General features: G+C 65.2%; 19 protein-coding genes. 3 read left to right on the plus strand and 16 right to left on the minus strand.

All coding sequences use genetic code 11. The features are described 5' to 3' along the window. Positions 1 to 75: 75 nt before the first annotated feature. The 7 genes from G6P99_RS41445 to G6P99_RS41475 form a co-directional block, all read right to left on the minus strand. Positions 76 to 288 carry a hypothetical protein gene (locus G6P99_RS41445; RefSeq protein ID WP_029079203.1) on the minus strand — a complete coding sequence of 71 codons (213 nt, stop codon included), beginning with the start codon at positions 286 to 288 and terminating at the stop codon, positions 76 to 78. 184 nt (positions 289 to 472) lie between these two features. After that, a complete protein-coding gene (locus G6P99_RS41450) occupies positions 473 to 943 on the minus strand; it encodes a GNAT family N-acetyltransferase (RefSeq protein WP_246709792.1) in 471 nt (156 codons plus the stop codon). Between the two features lie 18 nt (positions 944 to 961). Further along, the gene (locus tag G6P99_RS41455) at positions 962 to 1,552 is read right to left on the minus strand and encodes a glutathione S-transferase family protein (protein ID WP_029079205.1); all 591 of its coding nucleotides are present in this window, start codon (positions 1,550 to 1,552) and stop codon (positions 962 to 964) included. Between the two features lie 72 nt (positions 1,553 to 1,624). Next, positions 1,625 to 2,446 (minus strand): outer membrane protein, encoded by an 822-nt coding sequence (locus G6P99_RS41460; RefSeq protein ID WP_029079206.1) that lies wholly within the window; start codon positions 2,444 to 2,446, stop codon positions 1,625 to 1,627. A 180-nt stretch (positions 2,447 to 2,626) separates the two neighbouring features. Then, positions 2,627 to 3,478 carry an outer membrane beta-barrel protein gene (locus G6P99_RS41465; RefSeq protein ID WP_029079207.1) on the minus strand — a complete coding sequence of 284 codons (852 nt, stop codon included), beginning with the start codon at positions 3,476 to 3,478 and terminating at the stop codon, positions 2,627 to 2,629. Between the two features lie 275 nt (positions 3,479 to 3,753). Next, positions 3,754 to 5,010: an MFS transporter gene (locus G6P99_RS41470; RefSeq protein ID WP_029079208.1), complete on the minus strand. Its 1,257-nt coding sequence runs from the start codon at positions 5,008 to 5,010 to the stop codon at positions 3,754 to 3,756. A gap of 160 nt (positions 5,011 to 5,170) precedes the next feature. Next, entirely contained in the window at positions 5,171 to 6,076 is a 906-nt protein-coding gene (locus G6P99_RS41475) for an alpha/beta fold hydrolase (RefSeq protein ID WP_029079209.1), read from the minus strand. Positions 6,077 to 6,199: 123 nt separating this feature from the next. On the opposite strand from G6P99_RS41475, the gene G6P99_RS41480 reads away from it, so the two are divergent. Beyond that, a complete protein-coding gene (locus tag G6P99_RS41480; protein ID WP_029079210.1) occupies positions 6,200 to 7,432 on the plus strand; it encodes an acyl-CoA dehydrogenase family protein in 1,233 nt (410 codons plus the stop codon). Positions 7,433 to 7,564: 132 nt separating this feature from the next. Here the strand turns inward: G6P99_RS41480 and purD are convergent, their stop codons facing one another. The 4 genes from purD to G6P99_RS41500 all read right to left on the minus strand — a co-directional run bounded on the left by purD (position 7,565) and on the right by G6P99_RS41500 (position 10,347). Then, positions 7,565 to 8,842 carry a phosphoribosylamine--glycine ligase gene (gene purD, locus G6P99_RS41485; protein ID WP_029079211.1) on the minus strand — a complete coding sequence of 426 codons (1,278 nt, stop codon included), beginning with the start codon at positions 8,840 to 8,842 and terminating at the stop codon, positions 7,565 to 7,567. A gap of 110 nt (positions 8,843 to 8,952) precedes the next feature. After that, on the minus strand, positions 8,953 to 9,252 hold the full coding sequence (locus G6P99_RS41490; protein ID WP_029079212.1) for a winged helix-turn-helix domain-containing protein: 300 nt from the start codon (positions 9,250 to 9,252) through the stop codon (positions 8,953 to 8,955). A 4-nt stretch (positions 9,253 to 9,256) separates the two neighbouring features. Next, positions 9,257 to 9,808, minus strand: coding sequence for a hypothetical protein (locus tag G6P99_RS41495; protein ID WP_029079213.1), 552 nt, complete (start codon positions 9,806 to 9,808; stop codon positions 9,257 to 9,259). Then, on the minus strand, positions 9,805 to 10,347 hold the full coding sequence (locus G6P99_RS41500) for a DUF2306 domain-containing protein (protein ID WP_029079214.1): 543 nt from the start codon (positions 10,345 to 10,347) through the stop codon (positions 9,805 to 9,807). Before G6P99_RS41500 ends, G6P99_RS41495 begins: the two co-directional genes overlap by 4 nt. A 149-nt stretch (positions 10,348 to 10,496) precedes the next feature. Here G6P99_RS41500 and xseA point away from each other — a divergent pair, with 149 nt between their 5' ends. Continuing rightward, on the plus strand, positions 10,497 to 12,122 hold the full coding sequence (xseA, locus tag G6P99_RS41505) for an exodeoxyribonuclease VII large subunit (RefSeq protein ID WP_029079215.1): 1,626 nt from the start codon (positions 10,497 to 10,499) through the stop codon (positions 12,120 to 12,122). On the opposite strand, the gene G6P99_RS41510 is transcribed toward xseA, so the two are convergent. Then, a complete protein-coding gene (locus G6P99_RS41510; RefSeq protein ID WP_414645479.1) occupies positions 12,119 to 12,916 on the minus strand; it encodes a dienelactone hydrolase family protein in 798 nt (265 codons plus the stop codon). The two genes, xseA and G6P99_RS41510, sit on opposite strands and share 4 nt — an antisense overlap. Positions 12,917 to 13,135: 219 nt before the next feature. On the opposite strand from G6P99_RS41510, the gene G6P99_RS41515 reads away from it, so the two are divergent. Then, complete coding sequence (locus G6P99_RS41515; RefSeq protein WP_029079217.1) at positions 13,136 to 13,363, plus strand: DUF2093 domain-containing protein; 228 nt, start codon at positions 13,136 to 13,138, stop codon at positions 13,361 to 13,363. Between the two features lie 14 nt (positions 13,364 to 13,377). Here the strand turns inward: G6P99_RS41515 and lpxK are convergent, their stop codons facing one another. Genes lpxK through G6P99_RS41535 form a run of 4 tightly spaced genes read right to left on the minus strand, consistent with a single transcriptional unit; the run spans position 13,378 to position 16,636 of the window. Then, positions 13,378 to 14,388: a tetraacyldisaccharide 4'-kinase gene (gene lpxK / locus G6P99_RS41520; RefSeq protein WP_029079218.1), complete on the minus strand. Its 1,011-nt coding sequence runs from the start codon at positions 14,386 to 14,388 to the stop codon at positions 13,378 to 13,380. Next, positions 14,381 to 15,715, minus strand: a complete 1,335-nt coding sequence (locus G6P99_RS41525) for a 3-deoxy-D-manno-octulosonic acid transferase (protein WP_035976398.1) — start codon at positions 15,713 to 15,715, stop codon at positions 14,381 to 14,383. Before G6P99_RS41525 ends, lpxK begins: the two co-directional genes overlap by 8 nt. Further along, positions 15,678 to 16,391: a lysophospholipid acyltransferase family protein gene (locus G6P99_RS41530; RefSeq protein ID WP_029079220.1), complete on the minus strand. Its 714-nt coding sequence runs from the start codon at positions 16,389 to 16,391 to the stop codon at positions 15,678 to 15,680. The genes G6P99_RS41525 and G6P99_RS41530 overlap by 38 nt, the downstream gene beginning before the upstream one ends. Continuing rightward, positions 16,388 to 16,636, minus strand: coding sequence for a DUF4170 domain-containing protein (locus tag G6P99_RS41535; protein WP_029079221.1), 249 nt, complete (start codon positions 16,634 to 16,636; stop codon positions 16,388 to 16,390). Before G6P99_RS41535 ends, G6P99_RS41530 begins: the two co-directional genes overlap by 4 nt.

Raw genomic sequence — 16,636 nt, forward strand, 5'->3', positions numbered from 1 at the left:
CTACCCTTCCAGATAGCTGCCTCTCGGTGGGGAGAGGTTTCCCGCCGCCGGAGATAGTGGACGGGCGCCCAAACGTCAAGGAAGTTCAGAAGGGTCCGGAACGATGGGGGGATCACGGCTGATTGATGGGGAGTCCTCGACCTGCTGCACCGTCTCCTGATCGAGCAAATCTGCCGCGAGAGTCATGATCTTAACTGCCCTGCGCCGGCTCGATATTCTCAAAATGCTCTTTTCGCCGGCCTGCACGATATACTCGTTGCCGACCCGTACGATCGAATAATCCGACATCGAAATCCCCAGTTGCCCGCGCCCCCGTGGGAGACGTCGGACATACCGGACTCGTTCCGACCCGTAAATTCACTGAGGCCGGCTTAGTTTATTGGCTGTTAACCGGATAGCGGAGCAACAGCTACCGCAGGCATTGCCATATGCATGGCACAACTTCGCGCACGAATTTCAGAAGTGCAACGTCTCAGAAGCGCAACGTCATGCCGACATGGCTGCGCGCGAATCCGAGTCGCTCATAGAAGCGCTGCGCATCGACGCGCGTGTGATGCGTCAAGAGCTCGACGAGCATACAGCCTCGCGCCCGCGCTTCCGCGACCGCCCACTGCACCAGCTGCTCGCCGATGCCGCGGCTGCGGCAATGGGTTGCGACGCGGACGTCCTCGAGCAGCCCGCGTGAGCCGCCCTGCGAGCTGATGCCCGGCAGCACCGCGAGTTGCAGGCAGCCGACCACGGTGCCCTCCCCGTCGACGGCGACGACGAGCTCAAGGTTCGGATCGCGCTCAACCCGCGCGAAGGCCTCGTAGTAGCTTTGTGGCAGCGGATCCTCGATCCGCTCGCGCGCACGGCCGAGCGGATCATCCGCCAGCATGCCGACGATGACCGCGACATCCTCGCGGCGGGCGCGGCGGATTGTGATGGATGAGGCTTCGGTCATATGGATCTTCACCAGAGGTCAGCGGGCCGGCGGCAGGCCGAGCACGCGCTCGGCATCGGCGATCCAGCGGCGGATGACGGGATAGCGCTCGAGCGCGAGGCCGCCATCCTCCGCGACCCGCGTATAGGCAAGCAGTGAGACGTCGGCGAGCGAGAACGCATCACCGACCAAAAATTGCGTCCCCGCAAGATGCCGCTCCAGATGATCGAGCGCCACATAGCCGCGCTTCAACAGGTTCGGATCGATCTCGGAAACGGCCTTGCCGAGATACACGGTCTGAAACCGGCAGACGGCGACATAGGGCTCGTGGCTGTTCTGCTCCCAGAACATCCAGGCATCCATCTGCGCCGCGCGATAGGGATCGCCGGGGATCAGATCGCTGCCGCGCGCGAGATAGCGGATGATGGCGTTGGATTGCGCGAGCGTGCGGCCGTCATCCAGCTCTACCGTCGGCACCTGCCCCCAACCGTTCAGCTTGAGGAATTCCGCCGTCCGGCTGCCGCCCTTCATGGTGTCGATCTCGACCCATGTGTAGGGCAGCGCCAGTTTGTCGCACACCCATTTCACCTTCAGGCAATTGCCTGAATTGGAATCGCCGAGGATTTTCATGTGAGGTCGCTCCGCTTGCGGAGCGATATCCGACCAGTCACACCATGCACTGTCAAGCCGCGCGGCTTGGCCTCAGAACTTGTAACCGAGACCCGCACGCACTGTATTGATGGTGGTGTCGACGGTCGACGTGAAGCGAACGTATTCCCACTCCGCGCGCATGAACAGCCCGCCGGTGATATTGACGTCGAAGCCGAGACCGCCGGTGTAGCCGTACACCAGGTGATTATGCTGGACGTCGTTCGCGTTCAATGTCGCGAGCGGCGTGAACGGCCCCGAGATGGTGGCACTGACGGCGTCGTGAACCGTGACCGAGCGCGAGATGTCGGCATTGCCGAACGCAACGCCGCCGAAGATATACGGCAGGAAGCAACCCCAGGCGTAGCCGGCGCGGCCGCGGATCGTCGCCATGTCGGAGATCGAGATCGCCGCTGACGAATCGACGCGTACATCGTGGAACAGGGTGTCGGTCAGCGCGGTGCCGCTGACCAATTCCTTGCTCGCGGTGGACGAGCCGCCAAACTTGCCGTGCATGTAGCTCGCATCGATGCCGACGACGACGTCGTCGTATTGCCAGTTGTAGCCGGCGAACGCACCATAGGCTGACGAGCGCTGAGACGCCTTGCCGAGCCCGAGATTCCAGTTCGAGACGTCCATCTGCTGGATCACGTTGTGATCGAGCAGGGCCGCGAGCATGTTGGCATTCGTGCCGCTGAAATTCTCATCGGACGAACCGTAGCCGCCCTGCCCGCCGATATAGAAGCCGCGCCAGTTGACGGGTGCGCTGGGTGCGTCGCTGAAGCCGCCGCGCAGGGCCGGGAAGTCCGGCAGATCGGCCGCGTGCGCAGCCGTCACCGCGCCCATCATCATCGCCGTCAGCAAGAACCTACGCATCGCAACGCTCCATCCCACTCATCGAATGCGCGCTGATCATCGCCTGTTAACCTTAACCAATCGTTGTCGTCGCACGCTTTCGACCACCCAAGTTGCAGAAGCTCGTGACGTCGCGCGGCAAAGAAAAACGGCGCGGGATGGTCCCGCGCCGTTGCAATCGTTAACCGTGAAGGCTCGAAATTAACCCTTGCGGATCAGCGGGGGGGGCGGCGGCGGCGGCAGCACGTCGCAGCAGGGCAAGGCGAAGCGCACACCGAGCTTCACGTCCTGCGAGGTGATGTCGCGGTACTGGAAGCTCGAGGGACCGGCCGGCGTGCCGTCGAAGAAGTGACCCTGGCCCTGCCCGGCGGTGCCCATGTCGAGGTAGCGATAGGCCAGTTCGACCGTGAAGTTGTTGGTGACCCTGTAGGCGACACCGGCATGCACGGCCCAGGCGAAGTTGGTCTTGGTGGCGCCGTCTGCGATGAAGGAACTGGTCAGGCCGGACCCGCTCGGGAACGTGGCGATGTCCGAGAAGGCCGAGGTCTTGATCGTCGCGGCACCGACACCGGCACCGATGAACGGGGTCAGGCAACCCCAGGTGCCGAGATCGGCGTAGACGTTCACGAGGCCGACCCAGCTCTGCATGCCGCCATGATAGGTGTCGCCCAGCGAGCTCGGCCCGGGGAACGTGAAGAAGTCGGTGCCGTTGAAGCTGACCTTCGAGCGGTACTCACCAGTGATGTCGGCGCGGAACCAGCTGTTGAACTGATAGCCGACGCCGATGCCGAACAGCATGCCGCTGTCGAAGCCGGTGCCGTACTGATTGAAAGCGGTGCCGGCCGGCAGCGTGTCGTACGCGTTAACGTGCAGCCTGGCCTTGGTGTTGGTCATGCCGATGTCGCCGCGCAGATACCAGCCGCCGAAATCCTGGACCGGCGGGGGCGCATACGCCATCGGGGGCGGCGGCATGATCGGCATGTCGGCAGCGAACGCCACCGAAGACAGCAGGGATGCCGCACCTGCGGCAATCAGGGTCTTTACGCTACGCATTGGCTTCGTCCTTTTGGGCCAAGTGAGGCGACACGAAAGCCCCACGTCTGAAACTCACGGCGGACGATGCCAGCAAATGTTTAAGCGGCACTTAACCCTAATTTTTAAGGTTGATTTTCTCTCACCTTTTTCTGCGACTGGTGCTTATGGGTCCATCAATACGCGCATGCAGCAGTGAAAGATGGCGATCCCGCCACAAGTGCTAATGAAGCGTTGACGCGAGCCCGGTGTGTTAGCGAATGCTTAACGCGGGGCGCGCGCTTCACGGAAGGCGCTCAGCGAGCAGCCTTCGGCATCTTCGGCAGGAACACCGCGAGCAGGCCGATCGCCGGCAGGAATGCGCACAGCTGATAGACGAACGCGATCGAGGTGTGGTCGGCGAGCTTGCCGAGCACCGCGGCGCCAAGACCGCCGATGCCGAACGCGACGCCGAAGAACACACCGGAGATCATGCCGAAGCGGTGCGGCATCAATTCCTGCGCGAACACGATGATCGCCGAGGTCGCCGACGAGATGATCACGCCGACCACGACCGTCAGCACGGCGCTTGCGAACAGGCCGGCATAGGGCAGCGCCAGCGTGAACGGCAGCGCGCCGAGGATCGAGAACCAGATCACGTATTTTCGGCCGAAACGGTCGCCGAGCGGCCCGCCGATGAACGCGCCCACGGCGTTGGCGGCAAGGAAAATGAACAGATAGAGCTGCGCCGCCTGCGTCGAAACGCCGAACCTGTCGATCAGATAGAAGATGTAGTAGCTCGACAGGCTCGAGACATAGAGCTGCTTGGAGAACAGCAGCGCGACCAGCACGATCAGCGCGATCTTCACGCGGCGCTGGTCCGGATGGTCCGGATGCCGCTCGATGGTGGCCGCCTTCTTGCCTGATATCTGCGGCTTGTACCAGGCGCCGATGCGCCAGAGGATCACGATGGCGAGGAACGCGATCGAGGAGAACCAGGCGATCGAGGGCTGGCCGAACGGCACCACGATCAACGCGGCCAGCACCGGTCCCATCGAGGTGCCGAAACTGCCGCCGAGCTGAAACACCGATTGCGCGAAACCGTAACGGCCGCCTGACGCCAGCCGCGCGATGCGCGACGATTCCGGATGAAACACCGCGGAGCCCAAGCCGACCAGCGAGGCGGCGATCAGGATGATCCCGTAGCTGTGCGCGACGCTGAGCAGCAACAGCCCGAAGAAAGTGAAGCCCATGCCGATCGCAAGCGAGAACGGCTGCGCTTTCTTGTCGGTGAAATGCCCGACCAGCGGCTGCAGCAGCGAGGCGGTGAACTGGAACGCCAGCGTGATCATGCCGATCTGCGCGAAGTCGAGCGCGTAATTGTCCTTCAGGATCGGATAGACCGAAGCGATCAGCGACTGCATCGTGTCGTTGAGGAAGTGCGAGAAGCTGATGCCGGCGAGCACGACATAGGCCGGTCCCGCGGCAGCCGCCTTCGCGGCCAGCGAGGGCGGCAGCTCCGGCACCAGCACCGGTTCGCCCAGCGCCTCCTCGCTCACGACGGGCTTGTTCAATGCAGCATTCCCGGGACGGATTCGCAAAAATACCTCCGTGTCGTACGACGCGGAGCTCAGGCGGACCAGTTGCGTTAGCCGATAGCAGCGATGCGCTGCGGCCGATGCCCGGCGCGAACTCTCTCCCCGTCATCCTGAGGATGACGGGTCAGTGTTAGCGCTACCCCGCCAGGAAAAACTCCCGCAGCAGCTTCGCCGTTGCGTCGGGAGCTTCCTCGGGCAGAAAATGCCCTGACGCCACCGGCGCGCCGCTGACATTGGTCGCCCAGTTCTTCCAGGTGTCGAGCGGCGTTGTCGCCGCGCTGGCCACGCCGGCATCGCCCCACAGCGCCAGCATCGGGATCGTGATCTTCTTGCCGGCGTCGACATCCGCCTTGTCGATCTCGTAGTCGGCATAGGCACCGGCACGATAGTCCTCGCACATCGCATGGATGCGGGCGGGATCGCGGAACGGCGCGAGGTAATGCTCGAGCGCGCGCGGATCGATCGCATCGAGCGTCTTGTTCCTGGTCTGGCTCGCCATCTTCTCCTTGAGGAAGAATTCGCCGTGGCCCGAGATCAGCGTCTCCGGCAGCGGATAGGGCTGCGCCAGAAAAGCCCAGTGGTAGATCTTCAGCGCCGAGAGGCGATTGAGCTTCTGCCAGTAATCATAGGTCGGCGCGATATCGAGCACCGCGAGCTTCGACAGCCGGCCGGGATGATCGAGCGCGAGCCGATACGACACCCGGCCGCCGCGGTCGTGACCGGCAAGCGCGAAATGCACATGGCCGAGCCGCTCCATCACCTCGACCATGGTCTTGGCCCAGGCCCGCTTGGTGTAGGGCGTATGGTCCTTGTCGCTGTCCGGCATGTCAGACCAGCCGTAGCCCGGCAGGTCGGCGATGATCAGCGTGAACTTGTCGTCGAGTTTCGGCGCCACCGTGTGCCACATCACATGGGTCGAGGAGAAACCGTGCAGCAGCAGCAGCGGCGGGCCCTTGCCGCCGACGCGGGCGAAGATGCGGCCCTGCGAGGTGTTGATCCATTCGGAGGCATAGCCGGGAAAAAGATCAGCGAGATCAGGCATCGGTGGCTCCCTTCCCTGTCGCGGCCGCGCTGCTTCAAACTTTGTTCGGCGTTGCCGCTGCTTTCGGCGAGGTTTATGCCATCCTCAAGCCAAGCCAACAACAACATGAAACGAGGAAGTGCCATGTCGATCGATTTCGAGATTCCCGCCGAAGCCAAGGCGATCCGCGAGAAGGTCCGCAAATTCGTGCACGACGAGTGCATTCCGGCGGAAAAGGAACTCGACACCAAGCCGCTTGCCGAGGTGCTTGGACCGCTGCGCAAAAAGGCCCGCGCGCAGGGCCTGTGGTGCCCCTTCGTGCCGAAGGAGTATGGCGGTATGGGCCTCGGCCCGCTGGCGAACGCGCTGGTGCAGATGGAACTCGGCGAGAGCATGCTCGGCGCGCTCTCGATGAACACGCAGGGGCCGGACGACGCCTCGATGATGACGATCCTGGCGCACGGCACCGAGTACCAGAAGGAGAAATTCCTTAAACCCCTGTTGAACGGCGAGAAGCGCATCTGCTTCTCGATGACCGAGAAGGCCGCCGGCGCCGACGCCACCGGCATGCGGACCACGGCCGTGAAGGACGGCAACGAGAACTACATCCTCAACGGCGAGAAATGGTTCTCCTCGTCGGCAAGCGTCGCCGACATGGCGCTGGTGATGGCCAAGACCGATCCGAACGCGCCGCGCCATAAGCAATATTCGACCTTCATCGTCGAGCTGCCGAATCCCGGATACCGCATCAAGCGCAACGTCGCCAACATGGCGATCGAGGGTCCGCACGACGACGTGATCCATGGCGGCCACTCCGAGATCGAGATCAAGGATCTGAAGGTGCCGGCCGACAATCTGCTCGGCGGCGAGGGCAACGGCTTCAACATGGGCCAGCACCGCCTCGCCTACGGCCGGCTGCGGCACGGCATGCACAACGTTGCGAAAGCGCAGCGCGCGCTCGACATGGCGGCCGCCCATGTCACCAAGCGCTCGACCTTCGGGCAGTTGCTGGCCGACCGCCAGGCGGTGCAGTTCATGCTCGCCGACTGCGCGAGCGAGCTCTATATCGGCCGGCTGATGCTGCTGCACATCGCCTACAAGGCGGAGAAGGGCCTCGATATCCGCCAGGAGAACTCGATCGCGAAGATCTTCCACGCCCACATGGTGCACAAGGTGATCGACACCGCGATCCAGCTGCACGGCGCGCTCGGCTTCAGCCAGGATACGCCGCTCGCCAAATGGTACACCCAGGTGCGCTCGCAGCGGCTGGTCGACGGCCCCGACGAGGTGCACAAGTGGAAGATCGGCAAGAACGTCATCAAGGCGTTCCGCGAGCACGGCACCACCGCATCAGCGGCGGGCGGGGATTTGCTGTAGTCGGCGGCGGCGTCCCGCACACTCCGTCATTGCCGGGCTTGACCCGGCAATCCATCTCACGAAGAGACTCTCGCGAAGGCGATGGATGCGCGGGTCAAGCCCGCGCATGACGGGCGAAGCGAGTGGAGCGCGCTAGCCCCTCTCCGCCTCTACCGCCTGCCACCCAATATCGCGCCGGCAGAAGCCGTCGGGCCACTTGATGCGATCGACCGCCTGATAGGCGCGGTCGCGCGCCTCGGTGACGGTCTTGCCCATCGCACAGACGTTCAGCACCCGCCCGCCGTTGGCGAGAATGGCGCCATCCTTCGCCACCGTGCCGGCGTGGAAGATCTCGACGCCCTCGACAGCTGCGGCGTCATCAAGGCCTTCGATCCGCGTGCCCTTGATGTAGTCGCCTGGATAGCCCTTCGCCGCCATCACGACCGTTAGCGCCGGTTCGTCGTACCAGCGCAGATCGAAATGTTTCAGCTGCCCCTCGCAGGCGGCGAGCAGCGCCGGCACGATGTCGGACATCATCCGCAGCATCAGCACCTGGCACTCGGGATCGCCGAAGCGGACATTGTATTCGAACAGTTTTGGGCCCTGCGCGGTCAGCATCACGCCGGCGTAGAGCACGCCCCTGAACGGCGTACCGCGGCTCTTCATCCCGGCAACCGTCGGCAGGATGATTCGCGCCATGATCTGGTCGTGCACCTCAGGCGTCACGAACGGCGTCGGCGAATAGGCGCCCATGCCGCCGGTGTTCGGCCCCTTGTCGTGATCGAACACCCGCTTGTGGTCCTGCGCGGTCGCCAGCGGAATCGCGGTATCGCCGTCGCACAGCGCGAAGAAGCTGATCTCGCGCCCCGACAAGAATTCCTCGATCACCACCTCGGCGCCGGCCGAGCCGAACACGCCCTCGAACATCATTGCGATCGCGGCTTCCGCCTCGGGAAGCGTCTGCGCCACCACGACGCCCTTGCCGGCCGCAAGCCCGTCTGCCTTGACCACGATCGGCGCGCCCTGCGCGCGGACGTAAGCCACCGCGTCCCTGGCATTGTCGAAGCGGCGATAGGCGCCGGTCGGAATGTTGAACTCGCTGCAGAGGTCTTTTGTGAAACCCTTGGAGCCCTCAAGCTGCGCGGCCTGCGTATTGGGCCCGAATGCCTTGATGTCGACGGCGGCGAGATCATCGACTATGCCGGCGGCAAGCGGCGTCTCGGGGCCGACCACCACCAGATCGACCGCGTTGCGCCGGCAGAATTCGATCACCGCGGCATGGTCGGCGACATCGAGCGCGACGCATTCGGCCTCGCGTGCGATCCCGGCATTGCCCGGCGCGCACCAGAGTTTCGTCACCAGCGGGGATGCTGCGATCTTCCACGCCAGCGCATGTTCGCGGCCGCCGGAACCGAGCAAAAGGATGTTCATCTGATACGGGCTCGAAAGGGTGCAAGAACAGGGTGTAAGACCCGTGTCGGTCGCACGAATCCCCGCCAGCCTGCAAGGGGCGACGGGGCCGATTCCCCCGTCATTCCGGCTCACGGCTGCTTGCCGGCGATGATCTCCTGCAGCGTCGCGACATAGCGGGCGAAGGCGCCGCGGCCGGCCGCGGTCGCGGTCACCGTGGTCTGCGGCTTCTTGCCGACGAAGGCCTTGTCGACCGAGACATAGCCGGCCCTGGCCAGCGTCTCGATATGGGCGCCGAGATTGCCGTCGGTGGCGCCCGTCAGCTTCTTCAGCCGGGCGAATTCGAGCCCGGTCGAAACCGGCAAGGCGTTGAGCGCCGCCATGATCCGCAGCCGCAGCGGCTGGTGGATGATCTCGTCGAGTTCGGCCATCGCGTCAGATCCGGCGCATCCAGAGGCCGCCGAGCATCAGCCCGCCGCCATGCACCACAGCCATCCATAGCAGGAACGCCGGCCCGATATAGTAGTAGCCGATCAGCGTCAGCGCGCTGGTGCAGGCGGCGATCACGATGAAGGCGTAACCGAACCACACGCCGGCGATGGCGTAAAACAGCGTGCCGTAGAGCACCCAGAACACGATCATCTGGCGCGGGCCGAAATGGCCGAGCATGACCGAACAGTAAACGCCGAATACACCGATCAGCAGGAAGCTGATCGTCGAACGGATCGGAAAGGTGCGATTGCCGGAACGGAGGTTGATGACGAAGCCAACCGCGGTGCTGATCGCAAGGCCGCTGAGATTGGCGACGGTCCAGATCGTGTAACCCTGCCGGGGCCAGAGATGGTTGGCGATGTAGGCCACGAATAGCAGCACGCCCCATAGCGTGATGATGATGCTCGCGATCTGATAGATCCGCGACTGACGGACGCGCTGGACGACGTCGTTGATGTCCGCCAGCGCCGCGCTGGCCTGCTGGCTGTCGATCATATCGGCGCCCCACCCTGCTCGGCGAGCTGGGCGGACACCGGCGGCGCTTCCGCCGGCGGGCGATATTTGCCGGTCAGGATATAGCCGATCGTCATGCTCACGATCGACAGGACGAAAGCCATCAGCCCGATCTGCCCACGCGTCATCGGCGGCAGCAGACGCACCACGATTTCCGTCGACGCCCCCGACATCAGCGACACATAGGACCAGGAGATGAAGTAGTAGTGCTTCAGTTTCCAGTTCGTCGGCCGCGGGCTGCGCAGCAGCGGAATAATCGCCGCCACGATGCAGGCGAAGTTCACGATCGCGCCAACATGGAACAGGTTGAAGCGGCCGCTGAACTGATAGACCAGCATCGCTGTCCCGTCGGCGACCAGCATGGCGTAGACGTAGAGATAGCCGCGTGCGCGGTGGCCCGCACCGCGCTTCGGGCGCAGGAACTGGATCAGCCCGACACCGATGCAAAGGATTGCCGCAACGGCGTGGATCGCGCCTGCCGCGGAATGAACGAAACCTGCCAGCGTCACATGCGGGATCATCGGTATGCCCCCAAACGAGGATCGCGATCAGTTCAATACAGAGAACTCTGTATCACAGAGTATATGGACAAACAAGCCCTCGGATTGGCGATGGCGGGCAAAAGTCCCTACGTTGCGTTGAAGCTCACAAACAGCCGAATCACCTGCAAATGACTGCTGCCGCGCCTAATCTCGTCAACGCGCCTGAATTCACCGTCTCGGAACTCTCCTCCGCGCTGAAGCGGACGGTGGAGGACCGGTTCGGCCATGTCCGCGTCCGCGGCGAGATTTCCGGCTTTCGCGGCCCGCACTCCTCCGGCCATTGCTATTTCGCGCTGAAGGACGAGAACGCCAAGATCGAGGCCGTGATCTGGAAGTTCGCCCACGCCCGGATGCGCTTCAAGCCGCAGGAAGGCCTCGAGGTCGTCGCCACCGGCAAGCTGACCACCTATCCGAACTCCTCGAAATACCAGATCGTCATCGACTCGCTGGAGCCGGCCGGCGTCGGCGCGCTGATGGCGCTGATGGAGGAGCGCAAGAAGAAGCTCGCGGCCGAGGGCCTGTTCGACGAGGCGCGCAAGCAGCTGCTGCCGTGGCTGCCCGAGGTGATCGGCGTCGTCACCTCGCCGACCGGCGCGGTGATCCGCGACATCCTGCATCGTCTCGAGGACCGCTTTCCGCGCCGCGTGCTGGTCTGGCCGGTCAAGGTGCAGGGCGACGGCTCGGCCGAGCAGGTCGCGGCCGCAATCCGCGGCTTCAACGCGCTGCCGGAAGGCGGCAGGATTCCGCGCCCTGATCTGTTGATCGTCGCGCGTGGCGGCGGCTCGCTGGAGGACCTCTGGTCGTTCAACGAGGAGATCGTGGTCCGCGCCGCGGCCGAGAGCCACATCCCGCTGATCTCAGCGGTGGGTCACGAGACCGATATCACGCTGATCGACTTCGTCGCCGACAAGCGCGCGCCGACGCCGACCGCCGCCGCCGAAATGGCGGTGCCGGTGCGCAGCGAGCTGTTCGTCGAGGTCGAAAGCCTCGCCCGCCGCACCATGGTGTGCTGGCAACGGGCCCAGGAGGCCCGCCGCACCGAGCTGCGCGCCGCGGCGCGTGCGTTGCCGGCGGCGAATGAACTGCTCGCGATCCCCAGGCAACGGCTCGATCATCTCGGAGCCGGGCTGCCGCGCGGGCTGAAGGCCAATACGCATGCGCATTTCCGCCGCTTTGCCGCGACGAGCTCGCGGCTCACCATCGGCGTGCTGCGCGGCCAGGTCGCGCATGCGCGGCAGCGGCTCACCGTCTCGGGCGAGCGCATCACGCTGTCGGCACGCGCGCTGCTGCATCGCCGGCGCGAGCGTTTTGGCGGGCTCGATATCCGGCTCAAGGCCTCGAAGCTCGCCAATGCCAAGGCCCAGCGCAACGCGATCGCGCGCGATCTCGAGCGCACCCATCGCCTCGCCGAACGCGCCCGGCGCGCGCTGCTGACGACGATGCAGCGGCTGGAGGCGCGGGTTGCTCATCGCGGCCAGCTGCTGTCGGCGCTGTCCTATCGCGGCGTGCTGGCGCGCGGCTTTGCGCTGGTGCGCGACGATCAGGGCCACGCACTACATTCCGCCGCGGCGGTCGGTCCGAACGCCGGCCTTTCGATCGAGTTCGCCGATGGCCGCGTCGCCGCCACCGTGAATGCCGATCAGCCGCCGGCGACGGTGGCGCCCGAGAACCAGGGCAAGCCGCAGCCGCGCGAGGCAAAACCCGCTGCGCCGAAGCGGGTCGCAAAGCCGGTCGATCAGGGCAGCCTGTTTTAGCGCGCCAGCCACTCGGCGACTTGCTTCTGCGCATCCTTGCGCGCGTCCGCATCAGTGCCGACGTGACCGCGCTCGGCGATGTCGGCATCGGAGGCGGCGACCGCGTGCAGCGGCAGGTTGGCACGGTCGAAGTCGTGATACGCCTCGGGATAGACCACGATCCGCGCCAGCGCGCTGCGGCCATGCGCGGCCTCGACCATCTGGTGGCAGGCCGATGACGATGTCACATCGTCGCGCGCGCCGATCAACACCAGCGTCGGCACCCGCGCGCTCCAGCCGAGGCCGAACGAGGCGCGGCAATCCGGATAGAACGCGACCGCCGAGCGGAAATCCGGCTCGGCGTTGCGCGACGCCAGCTGCGGCCGCACCGCCCACAGCAAGGCGGCCGCGCCGTTGCCCCAGCCGATCAGGCTGATGCGGCTCTTCGCTACCCATTTCTGCTGCACCAGCCACTGCCGCGCCGCGTTGATGTCGGCGACCCGCGCACGGCGGGTCTGAACTTGATGCTCCCTGATGCGGCACTGCGGACCCAGCTCGCGCGAGCCGTAGCTGTCCGGCAGCAGCACCGCATGGCCGCTTGTCAGGAGCTGTTCGGCCCAATCGCGATAGCGCGGTGCGACCGGCTCGGAGTGGCCGCCGAGACCGCCGCAGCCATGCAGCGCGATCACCGTCGGGAACGGTCCGTCGCCATCGGGCCGGTAGAGCTGCGCATGCAGCGTGACATTGCCTTCGGGAATTTCGACCTGATGCGGGGCCGGGAGCGGCGCCGCGGCCGCGGCCGGCACGGCAAGCATCGCGAGACACATGAAAACTGGCTTGAGGCGCATCCGATCCGGCCGGCTCGTCATGGCGCTGCAAACGCGGCGAACCACACGTACAACGCTACCATGCGCTTCCGCCGCCAAATCATCACAAGTCGGTGGTTTAACGGGCGGACATGACCCCCTATCTGTGATAGACGGCTTCATGAATATCCAGGAGGCCTCGTCAGAGGCAAGGCGGAGAGCTCAATCGTGCTGAACAAGTTCGGTCCCTCGGGCCATGGCGAAGCGCAGGTGCAATATCTTGACGGCGATTTCCGCGTGATCTCGCCCGGCACCTTCGTCCGTTGTGCGATCACCGATGTCCGGATTCCGCTCGACGAGCTGAAGTACTGGAGCGTCGACCTGCAGGAGGCCTATGCCACCCCGACCGCCGTGCTGCAGCGCCACCATCCCGGCGTGCTCAAGTCGCAGGCCTAAGCTCGAGGCCAGGTTCACTTGCGCAGCCTCCGGTCCCGCGCCTTGAATAGCTGATCGGTCACCAGACGCCGCAGCGCGCCGGCGTCGGCGAATTGCAGCGTCACCGCGAACGGCACGATCGTCTTCGCCGCGTTGGTGCCGCGCAAGCGCGCGAAATCCTTCTCCGTCGTCACCAGCGTCAGGCCATTGTCTCGCCCGTCTGCGGCGAGCTGCTCGATCTCGTCCCTGGTGAAGGCATGGTGATCAGCGAAAGCCCTGCTGCGCACGACATCGACGCCGCTTGAGCGCAGCGAATTGAAGAAGCGCGCGGGATCGCCGATGCCGGCAAAGGCGAGCGCACGCGTGCCGCTCAGCGCCGCCAGCGAAGCCGCGTCCGGCGTCAGATGCGCCGACAGCACGGGCTTGCCGCGGGAGGCGATCTCGGCCGCGATGTCCTGCGCCGCACGCCCCTCCCCGACCACGATCAGCGCGTCGGTCCGCTCCAGCTGCGGCGGCAGCGGCGCGCGCAACGGTCCGGCCGGAATGACGCGGCCGTTGCCGATGCCGCGCGTGCCGTCGATCACGATCAGGCAGCAATCCTTCGCGACCGACGGGTTCTGGAAGCCGTCGTCCATCAGGATCACGGTTGCGTTCTGCGCCCGCGCCAGCGCCAAGCCGGCGGCGCGATCGCGCGACACCACGACCGGCAAGGTCTTTGCCATCATCAGGGGCTCGTCGCCGACATCTACCGCCGTATGGCTGTCGGAATCGACCTTGATCGGGCCGGCAAGCCTGCCGCCATAACCGCGGCTGAGCACCACCGGCCGTTCGTCGAGCTCGCGCAGCAATTTAGCCAGCGCCAGCACCGTCGGCGTCTTGCCGGCGCCGCCGACATGGTAGTTGCCGACGCAAAATACGGGGATGCCGGCGTCGATGCCGGCGCGCTGCATGCGCCGCGCGGCCACCGCGCCGTACAGCGCGGCAAGCGGTCTCAACAGTTGCGATATCCAGGACGACGGCCGGTGCCAAAAGGCCGGCTCATGCATTGGCGGCTCCCATCTCGAGCCGCAACTGCAACAGATAGGGCTCGAGAGCAGTCACCGTGCGCTCCAGCGCACCACCGAGTTGTTCGACGACGCGCTCGGAGGCCACGAGCGACGCGTCGCGGGCCGCGGGATCGGCGAGGAACTGGCCAAGCTGCTTGACCAGCGCGTCGCGATCGTCGGCGCGCCGCGCGCCGCCGGCACGATCGAGCGCGTCATAGACGTCGGTGAAATTGAAGACGTGCGGACCGTGCACGATCGCAGCGCCGAGCTTGATCGCCTCGATCGGATTCTGGCCGCCATGCGCGACCAGCGAGCCGCCCATGAACACGATCGGCGCCAGCCGGTAGAACAGGCCGAGCTCGCCCATCGTGTCGGCGACGTAGATGTCGGTGGTCGCAACCGGCAGATCTTCATGCGAACGCATGCCGGGGCGCAGGCCCGCCTCCGTCACCAGCCGCGCCACCGCCTCGCCGCGCGCAGCATGCCGCGGCACGATCACCGTCAGCAGCCCGGGGAAGAATCCGGCCAGCGATTTGTGCGCCTCGATCAGGATTTCTTCCTCGCCGGGATGGGTCGATGCGGCGACCACGATCGGGCGGCCGCGCGTCACCGACATCAGCCGCTCCAGCTTGGCGGGATCGGCCGGCGGCGCCGCGACGTCGAGCTTGAGGTTGCCGGTGACGACGACGTTCGGGCTGCCGAGCGCGGCAAAACGCTCGGCGTCGGTGTTCGACTGCGCGAGGCAGATGTCGAACCGTCCGAGCAGCGCCCCGATGGTGTTGGAGACCCGGCGCCAGCGCGGGAACGAGCGCTGCGACATCCGCCCGTTGATCAAGACCATCGGCAGCCGCCGCGCCGCGCACGACAGGATCAGGTTCGGCCACAGATCGGACTCGATGAACAGCGCCAGCGACGGATGCCAGTGATCGAGGAAGCGCGTGACATAGCGCGGCGAGTCATACGGCACGTATTGGTGGATCACATCGGGCGGAAAGCGCTTGGCCACGATCGCGGCCGAGGTCACCGTGCCCGAGGTCAGCAGGATGCGCAAATTGAGCGCGCGCAACCGCTCGATCAGCCCTGCCGCCGCCAGCACCTCGCCGACGCTGGCGCCGTGGATCCACACCAGCGGCCCCTGCGGCCTGACATCGGCGCTCATGCCGCGCCGTTCGCCGACGCGTTCGGGATCTTCCTTGCCGAGCTTGAGCCGCCGCTTGATCAGGGCAGGCGCGAGCGGCACCATCGCGGACGACAGCTTGCGGTACACACGCAACGTCATCGGTAGCGAGCTAGCCAAGCGTTGCCTCCGGCCGCCCGACAGCTGCATAGGCGCGTCGGGTCGCTTCGTTGAGAAGGTTCTCCACGTGCTGCCGAAGCTTTTCCATCGTCGCGGCATCGGCATCGGGCGGCACATAGACCGGCTCAATACCTACCACTGCGCCGCGCCCGAATGGCAAATTGATGGTGGTCGAATCCCAGTTTTTCAACCGGATGAATCGGCTGGTGACCATCGCAAAGGGGATGATCGGCCGGCCGCTCTCCCGCGCCAGCATGATGGCGCCGAGACCGGCCACCCGCGCCCGCTTCGGCACGTCGGCCGTGGTCGCCATGTTGCAGCCGTCTTCCAGCGTCCGAACCATCTCCAGGAAAGCGCCGACGCCGCCCTTGCGATGGAACGCGCCGGAATGGTCGCCGGAACCTCTGATCGTGCCGATCCCGAGCCGCTCCACCGCCAGCGCGTTGAACTCGCCGTCGCGGTGGCGGGAGATCAGCACCTTGGCGCGGTAGCTCTCCTTGGTCTTGATGAACGGCGTCATGAAGTGCTGGCCGTGCCAGAACACGAAGATCGCCGGCATCAAGGGCTCGACGATCCCATACACGTCAGGAGGCTGGTAGCTGAAGCGGTTGGTGTGCCAGACCAGCCGCAGATACTCGGCCGCAAGCACACCCAGCACGCGCTGCACGAAGCCGCTGCGCAGCAGATCGCGAAGTAGTCGTTTCAATGGGAGTGCTTTGCGTCCTGCTCAGGATCGAGCAACCGGTGGAGGTGAACGACGAAATAGCGCATCTGGGCGTTGTCCACGGTCTGCTGCGCCTTCGCCTTCCAGGCCGCATGCGCGGTCGCATAGTTCGGATAGACGCCGACGATCTCGACTTCGTCCAGGTTCTTGAAGGTGTTGTGCTCGAGATCGGTCAACTCGCCGCCGATGACGAGGTGGAGCAGCTGCGGCTGGGCATTGTCTGACAT

It is taken from the genome of Bradyrhizobium sp. 6(2017) (assembly GCF_011058295.2).
GTDB lineage: Bacteria > Pseudomonadota > Alphaproteobacteria > Rhizobiales > Xanthobacteraceae > Bradyrhizobium > Bradyrhizobium septentrionale.